The following is a 12,358-nucleotide window of genomic DNA, read 5'->3' as shown; positions in this document are numbered from 1 at the left end:
TGCCTATTCCTTTTGTGCTTGAGCAGGCTGCAAACTAAGTACGCCATCCAATTCTACACAAGCGAGTACGAAAGCACCTACACCGTGCAAATCGTTCTCGCTTGTTGGCCGTGTTACATAGTTGTCATAATCCCCCGCCGATGTTCCGATGCAGATGCCCGTTACAATTAGCCCCGACTCATCAGAACGCAGCGTGCGGAGCAGACCTTCATAGCCTTTTGCTGCAATCTCTGAGTAAGCCCTCGGAATGCAGCCATGCTTGATCGCTTTCGCTATCGTATATAAGAAGAGGCTTGTGCACGAGGTTTCCAGCCAATTGTCCTCACGCTCGCCTTTATTGACAATCTGATACCACAATCCGCTTTTTTCATCCTGGAACTCGGTGAGCGCTTCAACAAGCGCTGCAACCTCCAGCTCGATGACAGCTCTGCTTTGATGAGAAGCTGGCAGTACATCGAGAAAGTCGACAAGCGCCATTCCATACCAGCCGAGTGACCGGCCCCAAAACTCGGGTGAGCATCCCGTCACCGGGTTAGCCCATGGCATGCTTCGCGTCTCATCCCACGCATGATACAGCAATCCTGTCCGTACATCCTTCATATGCCGATTCATTAATCGCTCCTGCTTGAGCGCCATATCCAGTAGCTCCGGCTTGTCATATTTCGCACCATAAATCATTGCAAATACGCCGCCCATATAGAGGCCATCCAGCCACATTTGATAAGGATATTTATCCTTATGCCAGAAGCCTCCCTCCGACGTCTGACTGAGCGTTCCAAACAGTCCGAGCAGGCGATCTGCCGCCAGCCGATACCGTGGATCATCAAACTGCTCGTCCAGCGTAAACAAAATCAGCCCTGCCATTATCGCATCCAGCTCGCCGCGCTCAAAAGCTAAATTCCCATATGGATCGATCAAGGCATCCGCGTAGCTTTTAATATAAAGCAAATATCGCTCGTCGCCATTTTGCTCCCATACCTTGAGCATACCATACAAAAATACACCTTGATGGTAATGCCAGCGGTTTGCTGGAGGCAAGTCATGCGCTTGGGGAAATCTCGCCATTAAGGAATCGCAGGCGGCAACGCCCCATTCCAGCGCTAACGCATCGCGTACACGCATCGTTTCAGCTAAAGTGGATAGACTCATTTGACTTCAACCTCTCTTCATATAGGATACAAGGATGGACAAACTGTGAACCCCCGAAGGGAAGTGTCTGCAGGCAGACTACCCCTTCACCGAGCCCAGTAAAGCGCCTTTATCAAAATACTTTTGCAAAAATGGATACACGAGCAGCACCGGAACGGTCGCTACCACGATGACGGCCATTTTGATCGTCTGATCTGGAGGCGTAACGAAATCTCCCGAGAAGCCCGAAGAATCCGCCGTCAAGCCGCTTGCCAAAATAACAATTTGCCGCAGCAATACTTGAATTGGCCATTTTTCAGCACTATCAATGTACAAAATCGCCGGCAAATACGTATTCCAATACGTTACGGCATAAAAGAGGGAAATCGTTGCAATTGCCGGCATGGAGAGCGGAATGACGATGCGGAATAAAATGCCCCAATCCGTGCAGCCATCAATTTTTGCCGACTCCTCAAGACCATCCGGCAAATTTTGAAAGAAGCTGCGCAAAATTATCAGGTTAAACGCATTAATCGCCGTTGGCACAATTAGCGCCGCATAACTGTCAATCATGCCTAGCGACTTCACGACGATGAAGGTCGGAATCATCCCGCCGCTGAACAGCATCGTAAACACAATCATAAACATCAGCTGCTTGCGACCAACCAGATCTCGTCTTGACAAGCCATAGGCCATCAATGAAGTTAGTATCATGCTGAACAGCGTACCAAAACCAGTAACTCCAATCGAAACCAGCATACTGCGAAAAATGGTATTCGTTGAGAAAATATAGGTGTACGCATCCCAACTAATTTTCGTTGGAAACAGGACGAATCGCTTTTGCGCCAGCTCATCGACCGTCGTTAGCGATCCCGCAATAATATGCAGGAAAGGAAGAATCGTCACTAACGCAACTAAAAATAATATTACATAGACAGCGCCATCAAATAGGCGGCCGCCAATCGTTTTGTCATGCACCATAATAGCCTTTCCTCCTCAAGATGTTGCTTCGGCGGCAAGCGTGGAGCCTAATATACGCCCTCTTCGCCGAATTTTTTGGCCAGCCAGTTCGCAGACATTACCAATACCAAACCGACGAAGGATTTGAAGAAGCCTACCGCGGTGCTATAGCTGAACTGCCCCTGTTTAAGCCCTGCTGTATATACATACGTATCAAAGATTTCCGCCACATTCCGGTTCATCGCGTTAAGCAGCAAATACACATGCTCAAATCCTAGCTCCAGCACATCGCCAATTTTCAAAATGAGCAGGATTACAATAACGCTGCGGATCGACGGCAATGTAATATGCCAAATTTGGCGGAAACGGTTGGCACCGTCCATCCGCGATGCCTCGTACAGCTGCGGATCGATGGCCGCGATGGCCGCCAGGTACACAATCGTTCCCCAGCCTGCTTCACGCCAGATGACCTGCACAATGTACATGGGCCGGAACCATTCATCGCTTAGCAAAAAGTTGATTTTCTGCATGCCCATCGCATCAAGGCCCTCATTGATCATCCCGCCATCCATCGTGACCATGACGAAGGAAATCGATACAATGATAACCCAGGACATAAAATGCGGAATGTACACAATCGTTTGTACAAAACGCTTGAATGCTTGCAGCCTTACTTCATTTAACAAAATCGCGAGTATGATAGGGACGGGAAAAAAGAAAATTAAATTCATCAGAAACAAGATAATCGTATTGCGAAAAATCGTCCAAAACATCGGCTCGGTAAACAAGCGCTGATAATGCTTGAAGCCTACCCAATCACTTCCGAGAATACCGTCGTATGGACGGTATTCCTGGAAGGAGATCACAAGCCCCCACATGGGGAAATATTTGAATAAGACAAAATACAGCAGTCCCGGCAAAATCATGAGATAGATGGCTTTGTTTTTCATTATGCGCCGGCGAAGGTCATGCTTCTTCATATCCGGCTTAACGGCTGCTATTGCCGAAGCTGAGTTGCTGCTCATGTGAAACATCCTTTCGGTTCCCTGTTTTTACAGGAGTTCTATTCCTATTGCCCTATTGCGATTTAGCCAAAGATTCATTGTATTCCGCAATGATGCTCTCGCCGCCGCCTTTTTTCCAACGCTCGATTTCACCATCAAATCCTGCCGCGTCCAGATTGCCCAAAATATAGCGGTATGTCGCATCGTTAATAATTTGCTGAAGCTCTACGCCCTTCAAACCGAATGTTTTGGAATCAAGCGCTGCTGTTGGATCGTTAATGAGCATGCTGTTGTTTTCGATAATAAGTTCTTCAGCTTTTGCTTTAGCTGGAAGCTTATTGTAGGCACGCAGCATATCAATCGTGCTTTCGCCGCCCACTTGCAAAATTTCATATGGCTTTTGCTCGCGGTCGGTCATCTTCGTATCTTCGGCCTTTTGGACTAAGCCGCCTTCAACAATGGTGTAATGCTTGTCTGGAACTCCCCATTTCACAAGGTTAGCCAGCTCTGGCTCCATCAGCTTGTCAAAGAAAGCCAGGATGCTTTTCAGCTCTTCTTCCGATTTAACAGACGATTTCGGGAACAATACTAGGTTTCCATAACCTGGAATCGACCAAATGCCCGCATTGCCGTCTGGTCCGCTAATGTGGTTCGCTACATCGTAAAGGGCATTTGGATTAATTTCGACGGTTTTTTGATGCAAGCTTTGCACATCCGCCATCGAGCCAATGTACATGCCCGCTTTTCCTGTAATGACCAGATTTTGCTGATCTTCCTTGCTCGTAACCGGGAAATCTTTATTGATTAGGCCTTCGTCATACAGCTTTTTGAAGAAATCCATCGTTTCTTTATACTGCGGGAACATAAATTCCGGCTGCAGCTTGCCATCTGCCAAGCCCCAGTTGTTCGGGGTGCCAAAATACGAGGCGACCGTCTTAAAGGCGCCATACACCAAATCGCTGCGGTCGGTCAGCCCCATCGTGTCGGCCTTGCCGTTGCCGTCCGGATCGCCTTCCTTAAACTGCTTCAGCATATTGTAAAGCTCATCCGTCGTTTTTGGTGCAGCGAGCCCTAGCTTATCCGCCCAGTCTTTGCGGAAAATAATGCCTTGGCGCGATAGCGGACGCTCTTGATAGATGGCATACGTTTTGCCGTCTACCGCTGTATTTTTTACAACCAGCTCATCGAGCTTGCTTAAATTCGGGTAGTCCTTAATGAACGGGCCAATTTCCCAAAATTGATTGTTGCGAATGGCATCGCGGAATAAAATGTAGGTCGTCTGATTTTTCATGTAAACGGCCTGAGGCAAGGAACCGGTTGCAAATGACGAGTTTAGTTTTTCTTCATAGCTGCCGTCCGGCACCCAGTTAATCGTCAAATCCGTGTTCGTTTTTTCCTCTAGCATTTTCTCAATAGCATCCGTAGGAACTTCCGGTGTATGCAAGTTTGTCATTATGGTCAGTTTAAAAGGAGCTTGTGTTTCGCTCGTAGGTGCGCCTCCTTGATTGGTGCCTGAAGTTGCGCTTCCCTCGTTCACGCCTGAACCTGATGCACAGCCTGCCAAAATGCAGCCTGCTAATGTCGTTGTACATAAGACGCGAAATGTTGTTGCCGCTTGTTTCTTTCTCATGCTTTGACCTCCCGAATTTGGAATTCATTTAGGTGCGTTTGTTACCCTTTTATCGTATACTCCGCTGGGGCGGTTTGCCTATAATCACCACGCCATATGTTGTAGCGCAATCCCTTGTGGCGCAAGGGTTACAGCCAAATGTGAGCTAAGGATTATAGCGGTTATGCCCCAAATCCGGCCCTTTTTCCGCCAAAAAATGTGCAGCAAAAAAGCATGCAGGGTGTAGCTCATTCGCTCTCTGCATGCTTTCTAAAAATATAGGAAAGTATAAAATTTTTAGAGGGCGGCGGCAGCCGTTTCACCTTGAATCGTTTTAGTTTCAAGTTGAGCTGGGGGCTGGAATCGGTGTTGGAATCTCGCTCGATCCCGAATTTTCCGCCGGCACCCCCTCCACTATTGGAATTTCAGTTGCTGAAGGAGCCGTCGGCCCCTGCTCTGCCGATGGCTCCGACGATGGCTCCGACGCGATCGGTGCCCCCATGCTAGGTGAAGGCGGGGTCACAATAGGACTTGCAGTCGGTGTCGGATTTGGACTTGGGCTTGATGTTGGAGTTGATATTGGAGTCGGAACTGGCTTGCTCCACGGCTTCGCCACGCTTTTAGCTATCCATCTGCTCCCTTGCCCGCTTATTTGAATCTCATACCAGCTTCCTTTTTCTCTCGTCACCTTATAGACACCTGATTTTACGCTGCTAGCTGTTTCCCGGTTCAGAACCGGATAACGATAAGATGTCGCTGGCGTGGTCAGCTCAATGGTGGCAGACGCTTTTTTTGCTTTTTCTTCCAGCATCGCTTGCTCGTAAGCCGTCGTCCCAATGAGCCACATCGTATCCTTGTGCTGCTTCCAAATTCGGTCCCAGTAGCTCAGCGGTACATTCGTCTCTCCTACAGCAGGAGCTATTTCTGGCGTAAGGGCCGGTTTGCCGAACTCGGTAATAAACCAATCGGTAAAACCGCCCCCCGAAGGATTAGCTTCTGGAGCTACCGCCCGGTAGCCCGTCATGGCTGCGTAAGCTTGGACAAATGCCCGGTCTCTTGGCAAATTAGATGCTTTCGTCTTAAAATTCCAAAATATGATTTCACCAGACGAGTGATAGGAGATTGCGATTTCCGGCTTTATTTGTTTGGTGAAATTGTACATAAGCTGGGCTTCTTTCGCTTCCAGCGGCTTTTTGCCTTTATAATTTTTATAGGAAGGCGCATATTCGGCTTGGCGTATCGTGTCCCAATCGGCGGGATACTGCCTGTTCAAATCGATACCTTTGCCATTAGCTTTCCAGCGCTTGAAATCCCGGCTATTTTTGTTCATTTTGATTAATTCGGCATGATTTTGCTGCGGAAAAGCAACTAGCCCTTTTTGTTGGAGGGTTACGCCATCGGGATTAACCATAGGCACAATGTGAAACGTGATGTGATCGAATAAATCAGCCGTATTCAGCTGCTTCCACACTCCTTGCTTAGCTGCGCTTGCAGCCATCGTTTCCGCCATATTCATGACCGTAATGGTTGTCATCCATTCCCTTGCATGATGGGATGCATTCAGCAATACATTAACAGGACCATTGCCAATTTCCATCACCCACAGCTCGCGCCCATATTCACTTTTTCCGAGGCTCCGATAACGGATCAGCTCAGGATAAGCTTCAGCGAGCTTCTTCATATCACGCGTCATTCTTTCATAGCTGTAGAGCTGTTTTGGATTTATAATCGCTTGCTTGGAGCCCCCTCCACTCGCTGCAACTAGAGTAGGCAGCACAATCGCCAAAATAAGCAGCCATAATAACAGCCTTTTTCTCAAAAACAAATGCATGTAAACAAGCCCCTTGTCTGTATTCGATAGAGTTCAACAACATCCATGGAATTTCGACAAAAATACTATATTTACCTGCTAGAAATACAAAATAATATAGTTATAGATATCCTATTTAGACGCCAGAAGCTCCCCTTTATCCGTCTTAAGGCGGAGTACACTTTCGTTCTAGCGAGCCTTTTTTCACACTGGAATGTCCTGTAAAATCCCCATTGAATACAACGCTGCTTAAAAAGTGAAAAAGGATAGGTGAAAAGGATGACAGCCACTCAACCTGCTTCAGCATTATCGCTGTTAAGCAATCGATTTGTGCAAGCAATATTGATGTCCACTTTATTTTTGCAAATCGGCATCTGGGTACGAAATATTGCGGTTTTGCTTTATGTAAAAAAAATGACTAATGATGATGCCTTCGCCGTATCGCTCATCTCCGTTGCGGAGTTCGCGCCAATCTTCGTATTTTCGTTTATTGGCGGGACGTTCGCCGACCGCTGGAGGCCGAAAAAGACGATGGTGTGGTGCGACCTGTTAAGCGCCGTATCCATTTTGGCCGTATTATTCGCCATGGAAAATGGAACTTGGCATGCCGTCTTTTTTGCCACCTTAATTTCAGCTATTTTGTCGCAATTTTCTCAGCCTGCTGGCATGAAGCTGTTCAAGCTCCATGTCCCCGAACATCTGGTCCAGACGGGTATGTCGCTTTATCAGACACTGTTCGCCGTCTTTATGATATTCGGCCCCGTCGTTGGTACGTTTGTTTATCAAAGCTATGGCATCGAGACGGCCATTGGCGTAATGGGCGCAGCCTTTCTATTATCTGCTCTTTCGCTAGCTTTCCTGCCTCGTGATCGTGATGAAGCTGGAGAGCAGCAGCAATCCCGCGTGCTAGAAGACATTAAAGCAGGCTTTCGCTACGTATGGTCCAGTAAAATACTTCGTACCCTTGGCGGCGGCTTCATTGCCGCTGGGCTTGGGCTTGGCTTAATTCAGCCGATGGGCATCTTTCTTATTACAGAGCGGCTTGGGAAACCGGAGGATTATTTGCAGTGGTTTCTATTAGTAAATGGGATAGCCATGATTATCGGCGGCGTGCTTGCGATGAGCTTCTCCAGTAAACTATCGCCGCAGAAGCTTTTAGCGCTTGGCATGACAATCGATAGTATCGCCATGATCGGAATGGGATTATCGAAGGATTACTGGTTCACGCTTAGTCTTCAATTTATTAGCGGCTTAGCTTTGCCTTGCATCCAAATCGGAATTAACACTCTAATTTTGCAAAATACGAAGGAATCGTTTATCGGTCGCGTAAATGGCATCTTAACCCCTATGTTTATGGGCTCGATGGTCGTTACGATGATGTTGTCGGGCTTGATGAAAAATGCGATTTCACTCGTGCCTATGTATATCATTGCAGGTTTATTTTTCCTTCTAGGGGTAGCCATTCTCCTTCCGCTGTTTAAGTTGCAGAGCGGCATTGCTCCTGCAGCAGAGAAGGCTTTGACTGAGTAAATAAGCATGCAGTAAAAAACGCCTCCCCACCTTAAGTGGAGAAGCGTTTTTTACTGCATTTTTTTGTCCAGCTATTGCACAGGCGGTCTCCTACGAAAACTCGCGTTTTTTCGATTGCAGCACCGTCGCCAGGAAAGCGAGTGTCAAACCTTGGCCCCAGCCTTGAATTCGTTTGCAGGATACTCCTTTATAGCCTTCCGCATCATTCATAACAGCCGTTCCAGCCGATACGCCTTGTACAGCGCCATCTTCGGTAATTTGCTCCAAAATACCGTCGATCGACTTCTGGATATATTTATTGTACAGCGACCCAAAAGTGAACAAGCCTGCCGCGATGCCTGCCGAACCGGACGTTTCCTCATAGGAAGCAGGATCGTTTACAATCGTATGCCAGAGTCCCTTCTCTGATTGCAGGCGCACCAGCGTAGCGGCCTGATCGCGCAGCGACCCTTCAATAATCATAAAGGATGGGTGCTGTACGGCAATGAGCGGGAGCGCTTTGGCCATCGTAAGCGCAGCCCAGCCATTGCCGCGTGCCCAGAAAATGCTCGACATATGGTTTTGCGCAATATTATCCCAGCCATGATAATACAAGTTGCTGACAGGGTCTTGCAGTACACGCTCATGACCATGGTATTGCAGCAAGCCGTCCTCCAAATAGTCTTCCCGTCCCAGAAGCTCGCCCATGCGAATGAGGAAGTAACCCGCCATCATCATCGTATCGACCCAAGCCTGCTCAGGGAAATTGTACGTTTCAGAATTAACCGTATGCTGGAAAATGCCTTCGGCAAACCGTACCGCATCGTTTTGCAAATAATCTGCCATTTTGATCGCAATCTCTAAATACTTGCGGTCATCGGTTGCCTTATATAACGTAATGAGAGCGTGACCAATCGATACGCCATTAACCGACAGCTTAGGAAGATCATCCTCAAGCTTCTCGTCCACCCATTCTTTAAGCAGCGTTAAGTATGTTTCATTCCCCGTTGCCTCATAAGCTTCACATACACCGAAAAATGCAACGCCGCCGGGCCAATCCCAACCAAAATCCATGCGGAATGTACGGTCTACGACTTTATCGATTACTTCGCGTAAATGTTGCTCATCAAATTGCAGTTGTGGCATTTCACTCGTCTCCTCATTAATCATCGTCACTATTTCAACCCGCTTGTGCTTATTCCTTCAACGATATAGCGCTGGAATAAGAAGAATACGCCTAAAACCGGAATCAAGCTTACGATCGACATTGCGAACATGGCACCCCAGTTGGATACACTTTCGCTATCGAGGAACATTTTCAAACCGAGCGATACGGTATAAGAGCTTGGTTTATTCAGATAAAGCAATGGGCCCATCAAATCTTCCCAACGCCAGTAGAAGGAGAAAATCGAAGCTGTTGCCAGCGCCGGAATAATAAGCGGCAGGATAATGCGTAAAAACAATCCGAACTTCCCAACTCCGTCAATCGTAGCCGCTTCATCCATCTCTCTTGGAATGGTCCGAATAAATTGAACCATCAGGAAGATAAAGAACGGAACACCGAAGTATTGAGGTACAACAATCGGTGAAATCGTACCGATCCAGCCCAACTTGGAAAACATAATGTATTGCGGAACGAGTACAACGTCATGCGGCAGCATCAGCGTAACCATCATCACCGCGAACCAGATCGCTCTGCCCTTAAACTGCAGACGAGCAAAACCGAAGGCGATAAAAGCTGATGACAATACGGCACCGATCGTCGAGAAAATAACGATTTTCAGCGAGTTTGTAATAAAACCCATAAATGATTGCCCAGAGGACCCAATCCAGCCTGTAACGTAGTTGCTCCAAATCCATGGATCAGGAATGAGCGAGCTGGAAGTTGTGAAAATAAGATTACTAGGCTTAAATGAGCTCATCAGCAGCCAAATAACGGGATACACCATAACGATCGCCAGCAGGCCAACGAAAATATGATAAATCGGCCACTTAAATTTTTTCAATATCATGTTTAGCGGCCTCCTTCCGATTCATAGTGAACCCATAGCTTGGATGTTGCGAATACGACTGCTGTCAAAATGCCAACGATGATGAGCATGACCCATGCCATTGCAGAAGCATAACCCATATCGAAGAATACGAAGGCTTGACGGAACAGATACAAGGAGTACAGCAGCGTGCCATCTAGCGGACCGCCTTCACCTTTGGAAATAATGTAGGCCGGAACGAAGGTCATGAATGCACTAATTAATTGCATAATCAGATTGAACAAAATAATCGGAGTCAGCATTGGCAAGGTAATGCGGAAAAACTTTGTAAAGAAGCCCGCACCGTCAACACCGGATGCTTCGTACAATTCATTAGGGATATTTTTCAGTCCCGCCAGGAAAATCAACATCGAGGAACCAAACTGCCATACTGATAACGTGACGAGCATGAACAATGCGGCATTTGGATCGCCGAACCAGCGTACGCTGTCTACGCCTATCGAATTAAGCATCACATTGATAATCCCTTGATCGCCAAACAGGTTCCGCCACATAATCGATACTGCGACGCTTCCTCCAATAATGGAAGGCAAATAATACACCGTTCTATATAACCCGACAGCTTTCGAGGTTGTATTCAAGATCATAGCGACGAATAAAGCGAAAATCAGCCGCAGTGGAACACCCAGAAACACGTAAAGCATCGTAACCTTAAGCGATTGCAAATAGCGGTCATCCGAGGTGAACATGGACGTATAATTTTCAAGCCCTATCCAGCTGGGCGATGACAGCAAATCATAATCCGTAAAGGAGAAATAAAGGGACGCAGCTGCAGGTATGAGGGTGAAAATTAGAAAGCCAATGACAAACGGTGATATAAACGTGTATCCAACGAGATTGTTGCGGAAGGCCAATGATTTCATCGTAACCAGCTCCTGCTCCTAGTGAAGTCTATTAAGTCGGTTTAAGGGAAGGGCGATGGGCCATCTTATAAGCGCCATCGCCCGCTTTTCCAACTTTTATTTATTTTTCTTCAATACGTTTTCTGCTTCACTTCTAAATTTCTTAGCAGCATCTTCTGCCGAAATTTGTCCGTAGTTCAGTTGCTCCGTCAAGCTTTTCAGCGATGCAAATACTTCGATAGCACCGATAGGATCAACTGGATCCATTGGGGAGCTGTTTTCTTCCGACCAAGCTACATAATCAAATACTTGAACTTGCTCTGGGGACAAGAGCGGTTTAAGCTCTTCTTTAATAACGCTGGATACTGGAACGCCACGCTCGCCAAGAATCAGCTTGTTTGCTTCTGGATCATTAACGAAGAAGTTGATAAATTTCGCTGCTTCTTCTTTCGCTTTCGAGTTTTTCGAAATCGAGAAGAACATGCTTGGCTTCAGATACAGACCTTCTTTAGCGCCTGGGTTTAACGCTGGAGCAAATTTCATTGGACGGTTAACCGCTTGCTGAAGGGCAACAAACTGGTTGGACCACTGCCATACGCCGATTTGCGTGCCTTTCACCGTCATATCATCTTCAACACCCTTAATTTGAGCGAGTGTATCTGGAGTTGGCGCTGCGCCGGATTTTACAAGATCAGCCAGTTTGCCAAAGAAATCTACGAACAATTGGTCATCTTCATAGCCAAGTCCATTGCCTGCCTCATTGTAAAGCTTCTTGCCTACTGTACGGAGGTAGTAGCCGAAGAATACTTCTGCGCGCATGCCGCTGTCGATATAAATGCCGTTCTCTTTCGCTTTCGCCGCGATGGACAGATAATCATCCCACGACCAATTTTCCGGGATGCTGTCTACGCCAGCTTTAGCAAGCGTTGCTGGATCGTAATGGAAGCCGAGAGAGTTGACGCCAAGGTTCATCCCGAACACGCCATCGCCCAATTTACCACCGTTCAAAGCATTTTCAGAAATGTTGGTTACATCAATTTCTTTGCCGAAGTATGGCGTCAGGTCTGCCAGTTGGCCTTTGCCTGCATACTGTGCATAGTAGCCAGTATCAATTTGCATAATGTCCGGAAGCTCATTAGCTGCTGCTTGCGGAGCGATTTTTTTCCAATAATCATCATAGTTTGCATATTCAACTTCAATCGTTACATTTGGATTTTTCGTTTTGTAAAGGTCAATGACTTTTTTCGTGTATTCGTGGCGCGTTTCAGAACCCCACCATGCCATGCGAAGCGTTATCGGCTTGTCGCCGCCACCGCTGTTCGTACCTGCATTAGTGCCTGTTTCCGAATTCGTTCCTGCGTTGCTGCCACAAGCGGTAGCCAGCATGAGTGCGGACGCCATGAGGGCGAGAACAACTTTTTTAGCTTGCTTCTTCATTTCGTATT

General features: G+C 47.2%; 10 protein-coding genes. 1 reads left to right on the top strand and 9 read right to left on the bottom strand.

The window, feature by feature from the left end; all coding sequences use genetic code 11:
• Positions 1-3 precede the first annotated feature (3 nt).
• From BBD42_RS24040 to BBD42_RS24020, 5 genes are all read right to left on the bottom strand, one after another.
• Entirely contained in the window at positions 4-1,149 is a 1,146-nt protein-coding gene (locus BBD42_RS24040) for a glycoside hydrolase family 88/105 protein (protein ID WP_099520202.1), read from the bottom strand.
• Between the two features lie 78 nt (positions 1,150-1,227).
• Complete coding sequence (locus BBD42_RS24035) at positions 1,228-2,109, bottom strand: carbohydrate ABC transporter permease (protein WP_056040726.1); 882 nt, start codon at positions 2,107-2,109, stop codon at positions 1,228-1,230.
• 47 nt (positions 2,110-2,156) lie between these two features.
• The gene (locus BBD42_RS24030) at positions 2,157-3,068 is read right to left on the bottom strand and encodes an ABC transporter permease (RefSeq protein WP_235533279.1); all 912 of its coding nucleotides are present in this window, start codon (positions 3,066-3,068) and stop codon (positions 2,157-2,159) included.
• Positions 3,069-3,165: 97 nt separating this feature from the next.
• Positions 3,166-4,722 carry an extracellular solute-binding protein gene (locus tag BBD42_RS24025; protein ID WP_099520200.1) on the bottom strand — a complete coding sequence of 519 codons (1,557 nt, stop codon included), beginning with the start codon at positions 4,720-4,722 and terminating at the stop codon, positions 3,166-3,168.
• 319 nt (positions 4,723-5,041) lie between these two features.
• Positions 5,042-6,532: a M14 family zinc carboxypeptidase gene (locus BBD42_RS24020; protein WP_099520199.1), complete on the bottom strand. Its 1,491-nt coding sequence runs from the start codon at positions 6,530-6,532 to the stop codon at positions 5,042-5,044.
• 258 nt (positions 6,533-6,790) lie between these two features.
• Between BBD42_RS24020 and BBD42_RS24015 the strand changes: the two genes are divergently transcribed.
• Entirely contained in the window at positions 6,791-8,041 is a 1,251-nt protein-coding gene (locus BBD42_RS24015; protein WP_099520198.1) for an MFS transporter, read from the top strand.
• A gap of 90 nt (positions 8,042-8,131) precedes the next feature.
• Here the strand turns inward: BBD42_RS24015 and BBD42_RS24010 are convergent, their stop codons facing one another.
• The 4 genes from BBD42_RS24010 to BBD42_RS23995 form a co-directional block, all read right to left on the bottom strand.
• Positions 8,132-9,166, bottom strand: coding sequence for a glycoside hydrolase family 88/105 protein (locus tag BBD42_RS24010; protein ID WP_099520197.1), 1,035 nt, complete (start codon positions 9,164-9,166; stop codon positions 8,132-8,134).
• A 29-nt stretch (positions 9,167-9,195) separates the two neighbouring features.
• Positions 9,196-10,032 carry a carbohydrate ABC transporter permease gene (locus BBD42_RS24005; RefSeq protein ID WP_056040738.1) on the bottom strand — a complete coding sequence of 279 codons (837 nt, stop codon included), beginning with the start codon at positions 10,030-10,032 and terminating at the stop codon, positions 9,196-9,198.
• 2 nt (positions 10,033-10,034) lie between these two features.
• Entirely contained in the window at positions 10,035-10,934 is a 900-nt protein-coding gene (locus BBD42_RS24000) for a carbohydrate ABC transporter permease (protein WP_099520196.1), read from the bottom strand.
• Between the two features lie 96 nt (positions 10,935-11,030).
• Positions 11,031-12,350 (bottom strand): ABC transporter substrate-binding protein, encoded by a 1,320-nt coding sequence (locus tag BBD42_RS23995; protein ID WP_099520195.1) that lies wholly within the window; start codon positions 12,348-12,350, stop codon positions 11,031-11,033.
• Positions 12,351-12,358 lie beyond the last annotated feature (8 nt).

Source organism: Paenibacillus sp. BIHB 4019, from assembly GCF_002741035.1.
Taxonomy (GTDB): Bacteria; Bacillota; Bacilli; order Paenibacillales; family Paenibacillaceae; genus Pristimantibacillus.
Note: the sequence above shows the minus strand (reverse complement) of the source record. Positions and strands in the feature narration are given on the sequence as shown.